Here is a 16,741-nt window from a genome sequence, read left to right on the forward strand (position 1 = left end):
CTTACTAGTTGGTTCGTGTGCCGCCGAGTAGGACGGCTAAATCTGCGAGCGTCAAAGTCACCCACTGGTCACCCATGCGCGTGACGCCGACCCCGTGCCGCTTGTGCACGATCACCGCCGCCATAGCGTCGTCGTTGCCGCGCTCGACCTCGGCCTCACCCGCCCAGCCCGCCAGATTCAGGCGGGCCGTGTTCTTGCACTCGACGACCAGACGGCCACCCGTGGGCAGGCGCACCCCGCCAATATCGCCGCGATCCTTCGCCCCGCTTTTCGCGCGGCGTTCGATCCGGTCATCATCAAGCGCGTCGGCCAGATACTCGGCGACATGACGTTCGAACGTCGTCCCGGCCGCTTTCGCCGATGCTCTATTCCTCGTCACGCCAGGCCCTTTCTTCACGCATCGCATCCACACGCGCATCGATGTCGCGTGATTCGGCACGCTCCCAAGCGTCCATGTCTTCGTCGTCGAGGTCTTCACCCCACGGATCACGCCTCATCGCTTTAGCCACGACCGCACCGCCTCTCCCAGTCGGCGTATCCAGCCACGAGCAGGAGCAGCGTGACGAGCAGACCCGGTGCCACCGCTGCCGCGAGCCACATGCCTTGCGGCGGGTACAGGTAGCACGCGAGTGTCGAGAGGCCCGTAGCCGCACATAGGCTCCGCCAGATCCGCACCGTCACCCAGTCGATCCGGCGTGCACCGCGTGACCCCGCCATTCACTTTTCGCCCCGCTTCGCCTGCTCAGCGGCATGCTTGATGCGGCGCTGCCCCTCATGATTCGGGCAGTCACATTCAGCCTCGATCATCGACATGATCTGCTGCCCAGCGGGCGAGTCTTTCGGGATCTCCCCGGCAGCGATCACCTGCGTGCCAGCCCCGAGCAAAGCGTCCACGAGCTCGACGGACTCGAGCGCGAACCGGCGGGCGTCGTTTGCCCGCTTGATTCGGTGAGTAGCGATCGCCGTGGTGACGACGCCCGTGATTGCGGCCGCAGCGCCAGCCGCGACCGTGATAGTTGTGAGTAGATCCATACGGATCACTTCCTTTCAAAATGTTGTTTGTGTATAGAAATTGCGGTGGCAGGCCGGGCAGCGACGCCCCGTACGAATAGGTGCGCCGCCGTGTGTCTCGGCCTGCCGCCGGTAAATCTGTTCGCTGTGAAGTTCTGTAGCTCGGTGCCCGTCATGGCCCGCCGTGTCAGGGGGAGCTCGGAGCGGTGAGCGGCTGTTTAGGCCTTGGTTTCGTGGACTGACGGGGGAGTGGTTACCCCCGCCGGCCCTGTTTTGGGTGTGCAGTAGCTGAGCTAGGGCGATACCCCAGCAAGAAACGGGAGGTCTAGGCCGCTTTCGCGGCGTTCACGAGGTCATGCATCTCACGGATGCGCGCCTCGAGTACCTCGACCGATGGGCCACCGTTCACCTTCGCGGCGAGAGCGGCTTCGTGTGGATCCATTGACAGGGTGCGTGCGATTCCCCGAGCGAGTGCCGCGCCTGCCGTCGCGAGCACTTCCTGTTTCGTGGGGAGCCGCCCGGTCACGCCGCCACCTCGTCTAGCGTCTTCCCGTACAAGCGGGCGATCGCGATCGCGCCCTGCGGGGTCACCTTGAGCGTGTGCATAACCTCACCCTTGAAGCGCGGCGACTCGTGATTCGGGACGGGAGTGAAGTAGCGGGTCTTGTCGGCGTACGCGCTGTACCGGTCATGCGGTACCTTCTCTTGCTTCTTCTCTGACCAGCGCGTCGACTTCTCGTGGTAGATCCATTTGCGGTGCACGAGGTCGGCGCGCAGCTCGTGCTCGCCCATGCCGAGGCTCTTGGCGACGTTGCGGATGAGGCGCAGGTCACCGTCAGCGACGAACGTGTCCACGTACTCGGCTTTGGGTGCGAGCTGCGCGACCTGCTGCTCTGCTGCCTCGCGTGCGTCTTCCGCTTCGATGACCATGAGCGCGAGCTGGCGTGCGTCCGGGAGTGCGGGCGTGGCGAGTGCTTGCCGCATGGCGTAGAACTGCTTCACCAGCTCAACCTTGAACCGTCGCACCACATCTGAGTTGCGCATATACGTGATGAGAAGCGTTGCCTGCTGCTCATTCAAGAGAGCAACGTCACGTCGCTGCGTGCCGCCCGCGGTTTCAAAGGGTTGCATTTCAAATGCGACCCTTCCGAAGTCTTCGAACTCGCTTTGGTGACTGCGGACGAGCTGCAAAATTGCGCGGTGCTCTACCTCGGTGCGGCCTGCGATGATCAGCGAAGAAACCCGTAGCTCTCCGTCGGCGTGCTCGACCACGTTGATTTCGGGTACGATCTGAGTTGACATTCTGTTTCCTAACCATTTGTCGCGCCCGCTGCTCGAACAGCGGGCATCTTTCGTTGTGGAGAGGTAACACTTATGGACTGGTGGGATGACGCCGTCTGCTGGTTGAACGCCAACGAAGGTGCAGTCACCGCATTAGCGACCATCGGAGCCGGAATATTCACCGCTTTGGCCGCTACGGCCGCCTGGATCACGCTGCGTGCATCAAAGCGACGCGAACGCTGCAACATCTTCTTTGCGTTCCGACGGAATTGGGTGCCTGCTGGCGCGAACCATGAACACGCACTGGTGATTGAGCCGCGCATCATGAATCACGGTCCTGCACGGCCGCTCTGGGTGCGCATGCGCATTCACACCCGGGACGGGGTGTACCAGACGTATCTGGGTAAGCTGCCGCCCGGAAAGATTGAGCGAGCGCATCAGCTGTTTGAACCGCTATCTCGCCAGAAATTCGTTCTGGAATGGATGGAGCCAGACGGTCGGATGCGGCGTATTCGCTGCTTCTATCAGGCGACTCTTCCACTGGAGGCCGCGGGTAACGATAGTGGCCTGCTAGAAGGCGTGGGGAAGTGGCAGTCGCGCGAAGACCGTCCTCGTCCTCTACGTAGAATGCGATATTTCCTCCCATTGAGAGGGCTTCGCGGAATCCTGACGCGTAAGGCTCGACACTCCACGCCGCCTGTTGCTCGAGAGTAGGGCGGACGTGCTGGTACAGGTCAGGGCCGACTAGTTTCATCAGAATCGGCTCGGGGCGAGGTAGTGGTTTCCGTTTGAACCAGCTCATGCTGCATCCCTCCCCGCGTGGGCGTCTTCGGGGTCGCTTTCGATAGCGACTGCGATTTCTCCGAGGCTGTACCCGAATGTTTTCGCGAGACCTGCGATGAGGCGGGGTGATTCTCCTTGCCCGGTCTTTGCGCGGTAGAGGGTGGAGTGTGCCACGCCGATTGCGCGGGCGAAGTCTTGGTCGTTGGCGATGCCTGCGAGTTTCTGCACCCGGTCTAGCGCGCCGGGCCTGAGTGCGATGGTTGCCATGTCGGCTCCTCTCTGTTCCATTTCGAGGCCTTGACTGTGCGGCCTGGAATGAATCTATCCCGACATGGAATGTGTTGTCAACTCAACCTGGAAGGTTTTTGTTCCCGTTTGCAAAACTCGCCCGGCTATCCCATAATGGAATACATGGAACATAAGACCATCAGCAAATGGATTGAAGCCGCGGTCAGCGGCGACTCCACGAATGAGATAGCGCGACGCGCAGGCGTCACCGTGTCGACACTGCATAGGCAGCGAACGTCTGGCAACTACTCGCCAGAAACAGTCGCCAAGATTGCACGGGCGTACGGGCGGTCCGCTGTGAATGCGCTTGTGGCTCATGGCGTCTTGATGGCCTCAGATGTTGCGGAGATCGGCGCGATGGAATCGCTCGCTGATGCGACAGATCAACAGCTCCTAGACGAGATCGCGTCAAGACTGGAAGTAGTGTCTGAGGGTGGCGGTATCTTCGACGAACCAAACCCCGTCGTGCACCTGCACGCCCACACCGAGCCTGAAGACCAAGAAGCCGCCGCGCACGACCTTTCCGAAGACCACGGCTACGACACCAACTACGACGACTAGAAACGAGACCGACATGCTTAAGAAGATGATTACCGCCGCCGCTATCGCGATTGCAGCCACCGTTCTAGCTGGATGCTCCCAGCCTGCACCCGAGCCCGCGCCGGCCCCCGAGGTGCAACCCGTGGAAGAAGTCGAGGAGGTGGAGGAAGTAGAGGCCATGCCAGCAGTGTCGCTATCAACGACCTGCCGCCTGCTGTTCGGGTCAAACGTTGACGGCCCCGCTCCTGACGCAATCGAGCTGGTGAACAAGTTTGTTCAGAGCCCCGACATGTCAACGGTGAGCGAGTCGGAGCTAGGGGAAACGATTGACGCGCTGACAACCGCCTCAAAGAGTGCCGATGACTCGGTGAAACCGTACATCGAAGCGCAGTCGGCAACACTGCAACAGCTTCTCGACGCACGCACGAACAGCGAGAACGCAACGATCGACTTCGCAGATTTCAAAGCGTCTGGCCTCGAACTCTTGACGCTGTGCACGCCACACTTGTAGGCCGCTATGCTTGCCCTGTTTGATCTCGCGCATACGCTCGGCATCACCGTCGAATACGCGCCCCTCGCCACACGGGAAGGGGAATACCGGGACGACCTGCAACGCATACGCCTACGCGAGGGGATGCCCGACCGGCTCGCGCGCTGGGTGCTCGCGCACGAGCTCGGCCACGCCCACTACGGCCACCGCCCCGGCACCAGCAGCGAGACGAGGCAAGAGCGCGAAGCCGACCAATGGGCGGCACGCCACCTCATCACCATCGACGACTACCGCGCCGCCGAACAACGACGCGACGGCCACGCCCCATCAATGGCGCACGACCTCGGCATCGTCACCCGCGGCATACACGCCTACCAATCCATGCTCGAACGAATCGGCGACACCGTGTACCTGAAACCCTGCCACGGGGCCGGCCAATACGCCGCCCGCACCCACACCTAGAAATAAGAAAAGCCCCCGCAGCGCGCCACCTCCGCCCAAGAAGAAAGCACGCCACGAGGGCCCCACCGGAACACCAGAAAGACGAACCGATGCACCCTACGATAGTCGACCAATGAACGCGCGCCTCCGCCCCGTCCCCGCGACCGCACCCCGCGCCGTCCTCTACCTCCGCCAATCCGTCGCCCGCGACGACTCCATCAGCATTGAGCTGCAACGCATCGCAGGCGAGGACTACTGCACCAAACACGGATACGAAGTAGTCGCCGTCGAGGTCGACGAAGGCATCTCAGGCCGCAAATGGTCGACCAGACCAGCAGTGCAACGAACCATGCGAATGATCGAAGACGGCAGCGCCGACATCATCGTGCTCTGGAAATGGTCGCGCCTATCCCGATCGCGCACCGACTGGGCGCTTGCGGCCGACAGAGTAGACGTGGCCGGCGGGCGCATCGAGTCAGCCACAGAGCCGATCGACACCGCCACCGCCAGCGGCCGCTTCGCGCGCGGCGTCATGACCGAATACGCTGCTTTCCAGTCAGAGCAGATCGGCGAGCAATGGGCCGAAGCTCACCGGCGACGCTTCAACCTCGGCCTGCCACCATCCGGGCCCATCCCGTGGGGGTGGACTTCCCACAAGTCACACATCACCGTCGACCCCGAGCGCGCCGAAGTGATCCGGGGCATGTACCGGCTTTACTTCGAGGGTCGCGGCTTCGCCTACATCGCGTCCTGGCTTAACAGTCAAAGCTACGCAGCGCCACGCGGCGGGAAATGGGGGTCGGTATCCGTGAAAGGGTGCATGGACTCCCACATCCATGCCGGGAAAGTCGAGTACAGGGGTGAGATCCGTGACGGCGCACACGAGGGAATCATTAGTGAGCTCGAGCACGCCCGCTATTTGAAGCTGCGAGGTGCGCGTCATATCCCGAAGAAGCCGCGCTCAAGCGTGTACCTGCTGTCTACGCTTGTGAAATGCCACTGCGGTTTCAAGCGTGCTGGGAGTGTGTCGCGCAGCCAGTGGGGGGACCGGAAGAAGCGCTACTACAGCTACCTGTGCCCGCAGGTGGGGCCGCACCCGCGAAAATCTATGATCACGTGGCGCGTCGACGGTGCTGTGCTTGCGTGGGTGAGGTCGCTCGATGTGACCGCGACAGATGCCAGCTCTGGTGGGCACGAGGTGGCGCAGTATGCGCGTGAGCTGATCGCGATTGAGAAACGGCTAGACAAGCTCACCGAGCATCTCTTGTCCGGGCTTGTGCCGGAGGCGACGTATGCGCGCACACGTGACCAGCTCGACACGGTGGCGCGGGCGGCGCGGGCGAACCTGGCCGAAGCTGAACGCGAACGCGGGCTAACCCCCGAGGTGCTGTTGGGTGGTAACGTCGCGCTGCTCGACCGGCTCGAAACGCTACCGGTGGAAGATCAGCAGAGCGTACTCAGGTCGCTGATTGATGTGGTGGTGATTCGGGCTGATGACATGCTCGAGATCCATGCGCACTGGGGTGGTGAGCCTGCCGTCGTGCCACTTGTGGCTAAATAAGCTTTCTGACAGTAAATCTCTCCCCGGCAGCCCTCCCCAAACACGGCTCGGGCTTCGACCTCGCCATCGCCCTCGCGGCCCTCGCCGCGTCGCGCAAAGTCCCCGAGGGCAACATGCACGAGACGGTGCACCTGGGCGAGCTGGGGCTCAGCGGTGAACTGCGCAGACCAGCGGGGCTGCTCTCCGCTGTGGTCGCTGCGCGCGCCCACGGGTTCACCCGGGTCATGGTGCCCGCCGGCTGCGCCGTCGAAGCACGCCTGGTGCCCGGCATTGACGTGGTGCCCGTGGCAGACCTAGCGGCGGCGGTCGACTGGTACAGCGGCAAGCCCGCGGCGCTCGCCGCAGCTCAGGCGGCGGCGAGCGCCGCAGACTCGCCGAGCGTACGGGGCTCCGCACACGAGCAGCAGGTGCCGGTCGGTACACCGTATGCGGGCGACATGTCTGATGTGATCGGGCAACCAGAAGCAGTAGAAGCGTTTGTGGTGGCTGCGGCGGGGCGACACCACATATCGCTCTTGGGCCCGCCGGGCGCGGGTAAGACCCTGCTCGCGACGAGGCTTGCCAGTATCTTGCCACCGTTAAACGACGATGAGGCGCTGCGGGCCAGCTGTATCGCATCGCTGGGAGGCACGACTCTGGGCGCACTCGTGCGCACCCCGCCGTTTGAAAGCCCGCACCACACGGCTTCGACGGTCGCGATTATCGGGGGCGGCCACGGGAGTGAGGTGCGACCGGGCGCGATCACCCGGGCCTGCCACGGCGTGCTGTTTATGGATGAGGCGCCCGAGTTTGCGCGTGACGTGCTTGAGGCGCTGCGGCAGCCGCTCGAGTCGGGCACGGTTGAGATTCACCGTTCCCGTGTTCGGGCGGTGCTGCCAGCCCAGTTGCAGCTTGTGCTCGCGTCGAACCCGTGCCCGTGCGGTAATGCGGGGTCGGTTGAAACGGCGATTCAGTGTACGTGCACACCGGTGACGCGTGTGCGCTATCAGCAGCGCATTTCGGGCCCGCTCGCCGACCGTATCGACGTGCGGCTCACGCTGCACAGGGTATCGCGGGCACTCGTGAACGCCGATGTGGGCAAGCGGCCGACAAGCAGTGAGCTTCGCGCTCGCGTTCTTGCCGCGCGCGAACGGGCGGCACATCGGTTGCGTGGCACCCCGTGGCGGGTAAACGCCGAGGTGCCGGGGCCCATGCTGCGCGGCGCGCTGCGACTCGACCGGGCAGACACAGCAGTGCTCGACCAGGCATACGCGCGCGGTGCGATCACCATGCGTGGCTATGACAGATCGTTGCGCATCGCCTGGAGCGTCGCCGACCTTGCGGGTAAGGCGAAGCCGGGCCGCGCCGAACTGGCGCAGGCGCTCACACTCAGGGGAGGGGAGACACCATGACCATCACTATGGATGCTGAGGCACTGCAGCTTGCTCGCGCGCTGCGTGCCAGCGGGCCGGAGCCCGCAGATGATCCAGAAAGCGATGCAGCGGGCGCGCTCGAAGTGTTCGCGCGAGCAGCGTGGGCGAGGCTCGCGGAACCGGGGGACGCAGCCGCCGGCGCGCTCATCGCGGCCGTGGGCGCGGCGCCCGCGCTCGACGCGGTCATTCGAGGTGAATATGGGATCGTGGGCGGGTCCGCGCGGGCCGAGCCAGTGGCTTTCGTCGAGGCAGACGCATGCGACCCGGCCACATTTGCGAAGGGACTCGCGCGCTGGCAGCCCAGGCTCGATCAGCGCGCCACGTTGTTTGACCTGAGGCGAGCGCAGGAGACCGGCACGCGTGTGCTCGTGCCGAGCGATAGCCTGTGGCCCGACGGCCTCAAAGACCTGGGGCGGCATGCACCGCTGATGCTGTGGCTGCGGGGTGACCCGACACTGCTGCATGCGACATCGCTCGCGGTCGTGGGGGCGCGCGCCTGCACGGGGTACGGGGCCCACGTCACCGCTGAGATCACCGACGGCATCTGCGCTGCGGGCGTGGCCATCGTCTCGGGGGCGGCCTACGGTATCGATGCGGTTGCACACCGCACGGCGCTCGCCGCCGGCGGCCAGACGGTTGCGGTGCTTGCGGGCGGCGTAGAACGGCCATACCCCCAAGGCCACGCTGAGCTGCTCGCGAGTGTCGCGAGGCACGGCCTGATCTGCTCAGAGATGGTGCCGGGCTCTGCTCCGACCCGGTGGCGGTTCTTGCAGCGCAATCGTGTGATCGCGGCACTCGCGCGTGCGACGCTCGTGACCGAGGCGGGCATGCGCTCGGGCTCGCTGAATACTGCGGGGCACGCGGCAGAGTTGGCGCGGCCGTTGGGGGCGGTGCCGGGGCCGGTGACGAGCCCGGCATCTGCGGGGTGTCACCGGCTCATTCGTGACTATAACGCGACGCTCGTCACGAGCGCAGTTGAAGCGCAAGAGTTACTGGGCATCGGTGTCGACGTGGCACTGTTTGACCTGGCGCCCGACGTTGACCGGCCGCCGCCGCTACACAGGCGTGTGCTTGACGCGTTGCCGCTGAGGGGTGCGAGGGGGCTTGCGGCGGTGACTCGGGAGGCCGGGGTCACCCGAGAGGAGGCGCGGGGTGCGCTCGCAGAGCTCGAACTGCTGGGGCACATCGTGCGCGTTGACGAAGCGGCTGAGGGCGAAGCGGGGTGGCGGCTCCTCAAGCGATAATGGAACCATGTTGCTGAGCTTCGCGATTGACGAGTTTCTCACGGCGGTGAAGCTGGAGTACGGATACTCAGAGCTTACGGTCAAGTCGTATCGCACCGACCTGTTGAACTTCGCGCGCTTTGCCGAGGGGCGCGGCAGCAGGACGGTCGCGGCGTGCGATATCGAGCTCATGCGTGACTGGATGTGGGCGCGGCAGCAGCAGGGGCTCGCGAAAGCGACGCTTGCGCGCGGTGTCGCTACCCTCAAATCCTTTGGTGCGTGGCTCGAACGCTGCGAGCACGTTCCCGCAAGCCCAGCCGCGCGACTGCGGGCACCGAAGCCAGCGCAGACGCTGCCGCGGGTGCTGTCTGAGGAACACATTGCACGATTGTTAGAGCGCGCGCGCAGGCGCGCTGAAGGGGGAGACCCCGTGGCGTTGCGCGATCACGCGATCCTCGAGCTCCTCTACGCCTCAGCGCTGCGAGTGTCTGAACTGTGCGGGTTGAACGAGCACGGTTTTGACCAACGTGAGCGCACCGTGCGTGTGCTGGGCAAGGGTGGCAAAGAGCGAGTGGTGCCGGTGGGGGCGCCAGCGGCCCGGGCGCTCGAGCAGTACCTCGCGCTCGGCAGGCCGGTCATCGCGATGCGAGCGCACCAGGCGGGCGGCAGCGCCGCCCAGGCCTACACTGGTCCGCCGCGCGGGGAGCTGTTTCTCGGAAGCCGTGGCGGCCCGATCGGCCCGGCCGCCGTCTACAAGCTCGTCGCGCGGGAGCTTGAAGCTACGCCGGGAAGCGGGCCGAGCGGGCCACACACTTTTCGGCACACGGCCGCCACCCACATGCTCAACGGTGGGGCAGACCTGCGGGTCGTGCAAGAGATGCTCGGTCACGCAAGCCTTGCGAGCACGCAGGTGTACACGCACGTGACGACAGACCGACTCGCGGCGAACTATCGGCGGGCGCACCCGCGCGCGTAACCTACCCTGCCTCGTTCCAGGGCAAAAGGATGGGTTTGTCGCGAAAGAATCGCATTGGGTTCACGTACCAGTCATCCACTCGCACCCCCAGATGTACGCATGCGCCATCGCAGTGTCCGCCGCGCGATACCTCGCCCAGTGCATCGCCAGCGGCAACGGTGTCACCCCGCGTGAGCGTGCTCGTGATCGGTTCAAGGGACACCACGGTGACGGCGTCTACCTGGACCGAGATGACCTCTCGGTCCACCACCCGCCCGGCAAAGGTGACCGTGCCCGAGGCTGGAGCCGCCACTGAGGCCCCGGGCACAGCCATGAGGTCGAAGCCGCGGTGCCCCGCGGCGTACCGATGAGCCGGTGCGCGAAACGGTGCAGCAATGCTGAGCGATGCGCCCAGGGGTGGGAGCCAGCGCGGTGACGGCCCCGGCGGCGAGGCGACTGCTGGCCCGGATCCGGAGCCCGCGGCCAAGAAGCTCGCGGCGAGCAGCGCCGTGAGCATGACCCGGGAGAAGAACTGGTATCGCATGCACTGAGGGTCGCACGCCCGCGATGAGCGTGGGCGTGCGAAACCGGATCGGTGGATAACTTCACGAAAATCACGAACTGTGCGTGTTGTGGACGACGTAGATGGTAGACTTTTCGCTGCACCTTTAACGAGGTGACTACGCGTGCCCGATCGAACGAACGTCGCCACGGTCTCTGCCCTGGCAGAGCGGGGATGATCGCGGGCACCAGGATCTGATCGCATCCGCGGTCGATATTAACCAATGCGCGTTTTTGCGCGCAGAAAAGGAGACGGCAATGGCCGTTGTAACTATGCGCCAGCTGCTCGACAGCGGCGTTCACTTCGGACACCAGACGCGTCGCTGGAACCCGAAGATGAAGCGCTTCATCTTCACCGAGCGTTCGGGTATCTACATCATTGACCTGCAGCAGTCGCTCGGTTACATTGATGCAGCCTACGAGTTCGTGAAGAACACCGTCGCACGCGGCGGCAACATTCTTTTCGTTGGCACGAAGAAGCAGGCACAGGAAGCGATCGCCGAGCAGGCGACCCGCGTCAACCAGCCCTACGTGAACCAGCGCTGGCTCGGCGGCCTCCTCACCAACTTCCAGACGGTCACCGGCCGCCTGGAGCGCATGAAGGAGCTCGAGCAGCTCGATTACGAGGGCACCACCAGCGGCTTCACCAAGAAGGAGCTGCTGCTCAAGAAGCGCGAGCTCGAGAAGCTGCAGAAGTCGCTCGGCGGCATCCGCAACATGGGCAAGACCCCCTCGGCGATCTGGGTCGTTGACACCAAGAAGGAGCACCTCGCGATCGACGAGGCTGCAAAGCTCGGTATCCCCGTCATCGGTATCCTCGACACGAACTGTGACCCCGACGAGGTTGCATACCCGATTCCGGGTAACGACGACGCAATCCGTTCGGTGGCACTGCTCACCCGCGTGATCGCTGACGCGGTTGCTGAGGGCCTCATGGAGCGCCACCAGAAGCCCGAGGCTGGCGAAGCTGCTGCTGAGCCCCTCGCTGAGTGGGAGGTCGAGCTGCTCGGTGCAGACAAGACCGAGGCTCCCGCCGCTGAGGCTACCGAAGCTGCTGAGGCTCCCGCCGCAGAAGCACCGGCAGCCGAGTAATTTCGGTTCACCCAACGACTAATAAGACTTAAGGAGTCACACATGGCTGCAGTAAGCATGGCCGCTGTGAAGGAGCTGCGCGAGCGTCTCGGCGCTGGCATGCTCGACAGCAAGAACGCACTCGTTGAGGCTGACGGCGACATCGAGAAGGCGATTGAGATCCTGCGTCTCAAGGGCCTCAAGGGTGTTGCCAAGCGCGGCGATCGCGAAGCAAGCGAGGGCCTCGTAGCCGTCAAGCAGACCGAGGGCGCTGCCACGATGATCGAGCTCGTTTGCGAGACCGACTTCGTTGCTAAGAACGAGAAGTTCATCGCACTTGCTGACCGTATGCTCGAGGCGATTGCCGCCGCAGGCGCTGCCGACGCTGAGGCTGCCCTGGCAGCTCCCGCTGAAGGCAAGACCGTCGGTGAGGTCATCACCGACGAGTCGGCCATCATTGGCGAGCGCATCGTTCTGCGCAAGGTAACGCGCGTCGAAGCTCCCGGTACCTCGGTGTACCTGCACAAGACCTCGAAGGATCTGCCCCCGCAGATCGGCGTGGTCGTTGGCTACGAGGGTGACGACGCAGAGGCTGCTCTGTCGATCGCTCGCCACATCTCGTTCGCTGACCCGCTCTACGTGAGCCGCGAGGATGTCCCCGCAGCAGACGTAGAGAAGGAGCGCGAGATCGTCACCGAGATCTCGAAGAACGAGGGCAAGCCCGAGGCGGCTCTGCCCAAGATCGTCGAGGGTCGCCTGACCGCTTTCTTCAAGCAGGTCGCGCTCAACGAGCAGGTGCACTCGCTCGACGCTGACAAGCGCGAGGTCGGCAAGGTTGCTGAAGCAGCCGGCATCAAGGTTACGGGCTTCTCCCGCAGCAAGGTCGGCGCGTAAGCTGACCACCCGAGGACCCGGGCCCATGTGGCCCGGGTCCTTCGCTGTGCCAGGGCGCCATTTACATGCGCCCCACGCAGGACAATCGGCAGGTTACCCGCCGCACCGATAGCATGGCCTCGAGCAGAGGCTCGTGCGCGGCTCAGGCTGCGCGCACTGCCCACACCCGGGCTCCGAAACGAACACACCATCTCCCAGATCCGCGAAGGGGAACCACATGACCGAGACCGCTACCCGCAAACGACGCGTACTGCTGAAGCTCTCAGGGGAGGCCTTCGGAGGCGGCACCCTCGGCGTCAACCCCGACGTGATCAGTCAGATCGCCCGCGAGATCGCAGCTGCAATGGAGCACGCTGAGGTTGCGGTTGTGGTGGGAGGAGGGAACTTCTTCCGCGGCGCCGAGCTCTCGCAGCGCGGTATGGACCGTGCCCGTGCCGATTACATGGGCATGCTTGGCACCGTCATGAACGCACTCGCCCTGCAGGACTTCCTCGAGCAGGCGGGCGTCGATAGCCGCGTGCAGTCGGCCATTACGATGACGCAGGTCGCAGAGACCTACATTCCGTTGCGCGCGATTCGCCACATGGAGAAGGGCCGCGTCGTGATCTTCGGAGCCGGCGCCGGTCTGCCCTATTTCTCCACTGACACGGTGGCGGCGCAGCGCGCGCTCGAAATTCATGCCGAAGAGGTGCTCGTTGCGAAGAACGGCGTCGACGGCGTGTACACGGCAGATCCCAACAAAGATCCAGACGCGACGCTGATTGAAGAGATCAGCTACAACGATGCGCTCGTGCGCGGATTGAAGGTTGTCGACTCAACCTCATTCAGCCTCTGCATGGACAACGGTATGCCGATGCGCGTCTTCGGAATGGAGCCCGCGGGCAATGTCACAGCGGCGATCCGGGGCGAAAAGCTCGGCACGCTCGTACACCGCTAACCAATTTTGCGCCGGGCCCCCAAGCGGGCACCGGTAAGCTTGAGTCATTCGTACCTGCCAGAAGGAGAACACCGTGATCGAAGAGGTCTTCGTCGACGTAAAGGACCGCATGAACCGCGCGGTTGAGTCTGCCAAGGAAGGTTTCGCCACCGTGCGCACCGGCCGCGCAAACCCTGCCCTGCTGCAGAACCTCATGGTCGATTACTATGGCACGCCGACGCCGCTGCCGCAGCTGGCCTCGGTGCAGAACCAGGACGCCCGCAGCCTGCTCGTGACGCCGTACGACAAGGGCGCCATGAAGGACATCGAGATCGCGATTCGCGACATGCCGAACCTCGGCGCTAACCCGTCGAACGACGGCACCGTGATTCGCGTGACGCTACCCGACCTCACCGAGGAGCGCCGCAAGGAGTTCGTCAAGCTTGTGAAGGGCCGCGCAGAGGACGCTCGCGTCGCGATCCGCAACGTGCGTCGCGCGGGCAAGGACGACCTTGACGCCCTCAAGTCAGAGGTAGGCGAAGACGACATTGTGCGTGCTGAGAAGGAGCTCGACGCTCTCACGAAGCAGTTCATTGAGCAGATCGACGAGACGCTCAAGCGCAAAGAAGCAGAGCTGCTGGAGGTCTAGTCCCCATGACACAGCCCGACAAGCGCGAAGATCTGCGTGCGCATCTCGAAACGAGGCGCGCGCAGCTCGAAGCGACGAACGCGAAGATCGAGGCCCGCGCCGGTCGTAACCTGTTCTTCGCGATTGGGTCGGGTTTGCTGTTTGGCGCGGTCTTTCTGGTCAGCCTGCTGCTTGTAAAGCAGGTGTTTGTGGCGCTGGTGGCCGCGCTTGTGTCGATCGCGCTCGTTGAGCTCGCGAGTGCATTTCGTGTCGCTGGCCGCCGAGTACCGCGCATTGGCGTCGTACTCGGCGGGCTGACGATCGTTGCGGGCGCGTACTTCTGGGGCGCGAGCGGCATGCTCTTCGGGCTTTTTGCCGGATCCCTGCTGCTCACGCTCTGGCGTCTCATCGAGGGCCTAATGCCCCGGTACGAGACGCCACCTCGCACTCTCGTGCGAGACGTGTTCTCGGGCCTTTTCACGCTCGTGTACGTGGCGTTTCTCGCGTCATTTACCGTGCTGCTCGTGGAGGCAGACCGGGGGGAGTGGTGGGTATTCGCCCTCGTGCTCGTGGTTGTTTCGGTTGACGTGGGCGCTTACGCGGCCGGCGTGACGCTTGGCAAACACAAGATGACTCCCCGCATTAGCCCCAATAAGACCTGGGAAGGCTTCGCCGGGGCGGCGGTGGTCGCCATGACCGCCGGGGTGATTGTCTCACTTACTGCACTCGAACAGCCCTGGTGGGTTGGTATTCTCCTCGGAATCGTGGTGTTGTTCACTGCGACCGGAGGCGATCTGACTGAGTCCCTCATTAAACGAAACCTCGGAGTGAAAGACATGAGTACCTGGATTCCGGGCCACGGTGGATTTCTTGATCGGCTCGATTCGCTGCTGCCGTCTGCGGTTGGCGTGTACGGTATCGCGCTCGCGCTAGGGGCGCTCTAATGCCTAGTTCTCAGAAGCCAGCAGAGCCCGTGCACGACAAAGGCAAGATGCACACCGCGTTTCCCCTCGCTACAGGGTCAGAACTGGCCTACCGCCCCGATCAGGTCGATGCGTTCCTGTCGCTGGCTCGCGGCGCCTATGAGGGCGCTCCGGATCAGGCGGCAGGCCTTACTTCGCGTGATGTTCGGGGCGCCTCTTTCGCCGTGAAACGCGGCGGATACGCCGCCCGCTACGTCGACGCAGCCCTCGATCGGCTCGAGGAGGTGTTCTTCGAACGCGAGCGTCGCGCCGCCGTGCGCGGCGGTGACGAGAACGCCTGGTGGGACGAGACGCGCGCGCTTCTTTCTGAAGTGCGTGGCAGGATCGGACGACCTCGCGGCCGCAAGTTTAAACGCCGCAGTATTCTCGCGACGGGCTATCGTCGCTCGCAGGTTGATGCCTTTCTTGAACGCGTAGGCGACATGTTTGAGCGCCGCGAGTTTGACCTAAAGCCTGCCGACGTGCGTGACGTAGTTTTTCACTCTGAACGTAGCGGATACGACGAGGATCAGGTCGACGCGCTGCTCGACGCCGTTGTCGATCTGATGCTCGCAACGCGCTAGTAATTTCGTCGCACTCGTGCGCTTCGGCTTTTACCGGTCGATTTATTGATCGCACGGTCACGCTGAGATAGAATCGTTATATTGTGCCGAATTTGAAACCTGTATCCCGCTGGTCGCGCCTTCGCGCCCCTGTCGCCGCGGTCGTAGCTGCGGGCTTCTTGGGTACCGCCGTCGTGGCGCCCCTCACGATGCCTACCCAGCAGGCCTCGGCTGATGAACTAGCGTTTCAAGCGCGCATCCATCAGCAGTTCACCCCCAATACGAGCGCCGAGCTCGACCTGGTCTTCACTGACGTTCCGGTTGACTTGTCTGCTGCTGAGCGTGCCCGTGACGAGGCAGCCAAGGCAGCCGAAGCTGCGGCGAAGGAAGCTGCTGAAGCCGCTGAGGCTGCGCGTGCCGCTGGCCCTCCCAAATACACGGGTGGCGGGTCCATGGCTGAATGGATGGCTGCTGCGGGCATCGCCGAATCTGACTGGAGCTACGTCTACTACATTGCTGAGAGAGAAAGCAGCCTGAACCCGAACGCCACAAACGCCAGCACAGGCGCCTGCGGGTTGATTCAGGCGTATCCCTGCAGCAAGGTTCCAGGCAATGGTTACGATCCGATCGATAACCTGCGCTGGGCGAGCGGTTATGCCTCTGGCCGTTATGGTGGGTGGGCGCAGGCCTACGACTTCTGGACCGCTAACCACTGGTGGTGATCTGACTTATGGCGCGCAATCGCCGGGTCAACAAGTATGAGCGGGCCGCGCGAAACCCTCCCGCCGATGTGACTCGACTGTCTTATGGTGGGGCGCGTAAGGAGAGCTATCGCGGCGACGAGTGGTTTGTGCGCGATATCCCAGCTCACCGGGCAGAGAAACCTTATCTGTGCCCCGCGTGCGGGGTGACGGTTCCTGCTGGCCAGGCACACATAGTGGCTTGGCGCGCTGATCACGTGATGGGTGATGGTGCCGCGGTGCGCGACCGGCGACATTTTCATACTCACTGCTGGCGCATCGGATCTTGATTTCGAATACTTGAGCATTATTCGAACACATCTTCCATATTTGTGTTATACTTAGATCATGTCCAGCAACGTTGCTGGGACAGAGGATTTGACCGTTGAAGCTGAAGCGGAGCAGCTTGTGTCAGGTCTGG

At 63.7% G+C, this 16,741-nt stretch carries 24 protein-coding genes; 16 read left to right on the top strand and 8 right to left on the bottom strand.

Annotation, left to right across the window (positions count from 1 at the left end; translation table 11 throughout):
* Positions 1-4: 4 nt before the first annotated feature.
* From ACXR2T_RS10145 to ACXR2T_RS10170, 6 genes are all read right to left on the bottom strand, one after another.
* Complete coding sequence (locus ACXR2T_RS10145; RefSeq protein ID WP_458839318.1) at positions 5-379, bottom strand: hypothetical protein; 375 nt, start codon at positions 377-379, stop codon at positions 5-7.
* A complete protein-coding gene (locus ACXR2T_RS10150; RefSeq protein ID WP_458839319.1) occupies positions 366-509 on the bottom strand; it encodes a hypothetical protein in 144 nt (47 codons plus the stop codon). Before ACXR2T_RS10150 ends, ACXR2T_RS10145 begins: the two co-directional genes overlap by 14 nt.
* Complete coding sequence (locus ACXR2T_RS10155; RefSeq protein WP_458839321.1) at positions 502-717, bottom strand: hypothetical protein; 216 nt, start codon at positions 715-717, stop codon at positions 502-504. Before ACXR2T_RS10155 ends, ACXR2T_RS10150 begins: the two co-directional genes overlap by 8 nt.
* The gene (locus ACXR2T_RS10160) at positions 718-1,032 is read right to left on the bottom strand and encodes a hypothetical protein (RefSeq protein ID WP_458839323.1); all 315 of its coding nucleotides are present in this window, start codon (positions 1,030-1,032) and stop codon (positions 718-720) included.
* 304 nt (positions 1,033-1,336) lie between these two features.
* Positions 1,337-1,537 carry a hypothetical protein gene (locus ACXR2T_RS10165; RefSeq protein ID WP_458839324.1) on the bottom strand — a complete coding sequence of 67 codons (201 nt, stop codon included), beginning with the start codon at positions 1,535-1,537 and terminating at the stop codon, positions 1,337-1,339.
* A complete protein-coding gene (locus tag ACXR2T_RS10170) occupies positions 1,534-2,313 on the bottom strand; it encodes a Rha family transcriptional regulator (protein ID WP_458839325.1) in 780 nt (259 codons plus the stop codon). Before ACXR2T_RS10170 ends, ACXR2T_RS10165 begins: the two co-directional genes overlap by 4 nt.
* 72 nt (positions 2,314-2,385) lie before the next feature.
* On the opposite strand from ACXR2T_RS10170, the gene ACXR2T_RS10175 reads away from it, so the two are divergent.
* Positions 2,386-3,006, top strand: a complete 621-nt coding sequence (locus ACXR2T_RS10175) for a hypothetical protein (RefSeq protein WP_458839327.1) — start codon at positions 2,386-2,388, stop codon at positions 3,004-3,006.
* Between the two features lie 84 nt (positions 3,007-3,090).
* Here ACXR2T_RS10175 and ACXR2T_RS10180 read toward each other — a convergent pair whose 3' ends face one another.
* Positions 3,091-3,342 carry a helix-turn-helix domain-containing protein gene (locus tag ACXR2T_RS10180; protein ID WP_458839328.1) on the bottom strand — a complete coding sequence of 84 codons (252 nt, stop codon included), beginning with the start codon at positions 3,340-3,342 and terminating at the stop codon, positions 3,091-3,093.
* A 144-nt stretch (positions 3,343-3,486) separates the two neighbouring features.
* Here ACXR2T_RS10180 and ACXR2T_RS10185 point away from each other — a divergent pair, with 144 nt between their 5' ends.
* From ACXR2T_RS10185 to ACXR2T_RS10215, 7 genes are all read left to right on the top strand, one after another.
* Positions 3,487-3,924: a hypothetical protein gene (locus ACXR2T_RS10185; RefSeq protein WP_458839330.1), complete on the top strand. Its 438-nt coding sequence runs from the start codon at positions 3,487-3,489 to the stop codon at positions 3,922-3,924.
* Between the two features lie 13 nt (positions 3,925-3,937).
* Entirely contained in the window at positions 3,938-4,414 is a 477-nt protein-coding gene (locus tag ACXR2T_RS10190; protein ID WP_458839332.1) for a hypothetical protein, read from the top strand.
* A 6-nt stretch (positions 4,415-4,420) separates the two neighbouring features.
* Positions 4,421-4,855, top strand: coding sequence for an ImmA/IrrE family metallo-endopeptidase (locus ACXR2T_RS10195; RefSeq protein WP_458839334.1), 435 nt, complete (start codon positions 4,421-4,423; stop codon positions 4,853-4,855).
* A gap of 112 nt (positions 4,856-4,967) precedes the next feature.
* A complete protein-coding gene (locus tag ACXR2T_RS10200) occupies positions 4,968-6,395 on the top strand; it encodes a recombinase family protein (RefSeq protein ID WP_458839336.1) in 1,428 nt (475 codons plus the stop codon).
* 65 nt (positions 6,396-6,460) lie between these two features.
* Positions 6,461-7,786: a YifB family Mg chelatase-like AAA ATPase gene (locus ACXR2T_RS10205; protein ID WP_458839354.1), complete on the top strand. Its 1,326-nt coding sequence runs from the start codon at positions 6,461-6,463 to the stop codon at positions 7,784-7,786.
* Positions 7,783-9,051 (top strand): DNA-processing protein DprA, encoded by a 1,269-nt coding sequence (gene dprA / locus ACXR2T_RS10210; protein WP_458839338.1) that lies wholly within the window; start codon positions 7,783-7,785, stop codon positions 9,049-9,051. Before ACXR2T_RS10205 ends, dprA begins: the two co-directional genes overlap by 4 nt.
* A 7-nt stretch (positions 9,052-9,058) precedes the next feature.
* Positions 9,059-10,006 carry a tyrosine recombinase XerC gene (locus ACXR2T_RS10215; RefSeq protein WP_458839340.1) on the top strand — a complete coding sequence of 316 codons (948 nt, stop codon included), beginning with the start codon at positions 9,059-9,061 and terminating at the stop codon, positions 10,004-10,006.
* 1 nt (position 10,007) lies between these two features.
* Here ACXR2T_RS10215 and ACXR2T_RS10220 read toward each other — a convergent pair whose 3' ends face one another.
* A complete protein-coding gene (locus ACXR2T_RS10220) occupies positions 10,008-10,529 on the bottom strand; it encodes a M23 family metallopeptidase (RefSeq protein ID WP_458839342.1) in 522 nt (173 codons plus the stop codon).
* Positions 10,530-10,804: 275 nt separating this feature from the next.
* On the opposite strand from ACXR2T_RS10220, the gene rpsB reads away from it, so the two are divergent.
* From rpsB to ACXR2T_RS10260, 8 genes are all read left to right on the top strand, one after another.
* The gene (rpsB, locus tag ACXR2T_RS10225) at positions 10,805-11,638 is read left to right on the top strand and encodes a 30S ribosomal protein S2 (RefSeq protein WP_458839344.1); all 834 of its coding nucleotides are present in this window, start codon (positions 10,805-10,807) and stop codon (positions 11,636-11,638) included.
* Between the two features lie 42 nt (positions 11,639-11,680).
* Positions 11,681-12,511, top strand: coding sequence for a translation elongation factor Ts (tsf, locus tag ACXR2T_RS10230; RefSeq protein ID WP_458815593.1), 831 nt, complete (start codon positions 11,681-11,683; stop codon positions 12,509-12,511).
* Between the two features lie 217 nt (positions 12,512-12,728).
* Complete coding sequence (gene pyrH / locus ACXR2T_RS10235; protein WP_458815595.1) at positions 12,729-13,448, top strand: UMP kinase; 720 nt, start codon at positions 12,729-12,731, stop codon at positions 13,446-13,448.
* A gap of 109 nt (positions 13,449-13,557) precedes the next feature.
* A complete protein-coding gene (gene frr / locus ACXR2T_RS10240; protein ID WP_458815610.1) occupies positions 13,558-14,076 on the top strand; it encodes a ribosome recycling factor in 519 nt (172 codons plus the stop codon).
* Between the two features lie 5 nt (positions 14,077-14,081).
* Positions 14,082-14,999: a phosphatidate cytidylyltransferase gene (locus ACXR2T_RS10245; protein WP_458839346.1), complete on the top strand. Its 918-nt coding sequence runs from the start codon at positions 14,082-14,084 to the stop codon at positions 14,997-14,999.
* Entirely contained in the window at positions 14,999-15,601 is a 603-nt protein-coding gene (locus ACXR2T_RS10250) for a DivIVA domain-containing protein (protein WP_458839348.1), read from the top strand. Before ACXR2T_RS10245 ends, ACXR2T_RS10250 begins: the two co-directional genes overlap by 1 nt.
* Positions 15,602-15,789: 188 nt before the next feature.
* Positions 15,790-16,302, top strand: coding sequence for an aggregation-promoting factor C-terminal-like domain-containing protein (locus tag ACXR2T_RS10255; RefSeq protein ID WP_458839355.1), 513 nt, complete (start codon positions 15,790-15,792; stop codon positions 16,300-16,302).
* Positions 16,303-16,310: 8 nt separating this feature from the next.
* Positions 16,311-16,610, top strand: coding sequence for an Rv1322 family protein (locus ACXR2T_RS10260; RefSeq protein ID WP_489945521.1), 300 nt, complete (start codon positions 16,311-16,313; stop codon positions 16,608-16,610).
* Positions 16,611-16,741 lie beyond the last annotated feature (131 nt).

The sequence above is a fragment of the Leucobacter faecis genome, assembly GCF_054456635.2.

Bases quoted from the DNA above. Each gene is read 5' to 3' on its own strand.
- ACXR2T_RS10155 (WP_458839321.1), bottom strand. From the start codon at position 717: ATGGCGGGGTCACGCGGTGCACGCCGGATCGACTGGGTGACGGTGCGG.
- ACXR2T_RS10160 (WP_458839323.1), bottom strand. From the start codon at position 1,032: ATGGATCTACTCACAACTATCACGGTCGCGGCTGGCGCTGCGGCCGCA.
- ACXR2T_RS10170 (WP_458839325.1), bottom strand. From the start codon at position 2,313: ATGTCAACTCAGATCGTACCCGAAATCAACGTGGTCGAGCACGCCGAC.
- ACXR2T_RS10175 (WP_458839327.1), top strand. From the start codon at position 2,386: ATGGACTGGTGGGATGACGCCGTCTGCTGGTTGAACGCCAACGAAGGT.
- ACXR2T_RS10180 (WP_458839328.1), bottom strand. From the start codon at position 3,342: ATGGCAACCATCGCACTCAGGCCCGGCGCGCTAGACCGGGTGCAGAAA.
- ACXR2T_RS10185 (WP_458839330.1), top strand. From the start codon at position 3,487: ATGGAACATAAGACCATCAGCAAATGGATTGAAGCCGCGGTCAGCGGC.
- ACXR2T_RS10190 (WP_458839332.1), top strand. From the start codon at position 3,938: ATGCTTAAGAAGATGATTACCGCCGCCGCTATCGCGATTGCAGCCACC.
- ACXR2T_RS10195 (WP_458839334.1), top strand. From the start codon at position 4,421: ATGCTTGCCCTGTTTGATCTCGCGCATACGCTCGGCATCACCGTCGAA.
- ACXR2T_RS10200 (WP_458839336.1), top strand. From the start codon at position 4,968: ATGAACGCGCGCCTCCGCCCCGTCCCCGCGACCGCACCCCGCGCCGTC.
- dprA (WP_458839338.1), top strand. From the start codon at position 7,783: ATGACCATCACTATGGATGCTGAGGCACTGCAGCTTGCTCGCGCGCTG.
- ACXR2T_RS10215 (WP_458839340.1), top strand. From the start codon at position 9,059: ATGTTGCTGAGCTTCGCGATTGACGAGTTTCTCACGGCGGTGAAGCTG.
- ACXR2T_RS10220 (WP_458839342.1), bottom strand. From the start codon at position 10,529: ATGCGATACCAGTTCTTCTCCCGGGTCATGCTCACGGCGCTGCTCGCC.
- rpsB (WP_458839344.1), top strand. From the start codon at position 10,805: ATGGCCGTTGTAACTATGCGCCAGCTGCTCGACAGCGGCGTTCACTTC.
- tsf (WP_458815593.1), top strand. From the start codon at position 11,681: ATGGCTGCAGTAAGCATGGCCGCTGTGAAGGAGCTGCGCGAGCGTCTC.
- pyrH (WP_458815595.1), top strand. From the start codon at position 12,729: ATGACCGAGACCGCTACCCGCAAACGACGCGTACTGCTGAAGCTCTCA.
- frr (WP_458815610.1), top strand. From the start codon at position 13,558: ATGAACCGCGCGGTTGAGTCTGCCAAGGAAGGTTTCGCCACCGTGCGC.
- ACXR2T_RS10245 (WP_458839346.1), top strand. From the start codon at position 14,082: ATGACACAGCCCGACAAGCGCGAAGATCTGCGTGCGCATCTCGAAACG.
- ACXR2T_RS10250 (WP_458839348.1), top strand. From the start codon at position 14,999: ATGCCTAGTTCTCAGAAGCCAGCAGAGCCCGTGCACGACAAAGGCAAG.
- ACXR2T_RS10255 (WP_458839355.1), top strand. From the start codon at position 15,790: ATGCCTACCCAGCAGGCCTCGGCTGATGAACTAGCGTTTCAAGCGCGC.
- ACXR2T_RS10260 (WP_489945521.1), top strand. From the start codon at position 16,311: ATGGCGCGCAATCGCCGGGTCAACAAGTATGAGCGGGCCGCGCGAAAC.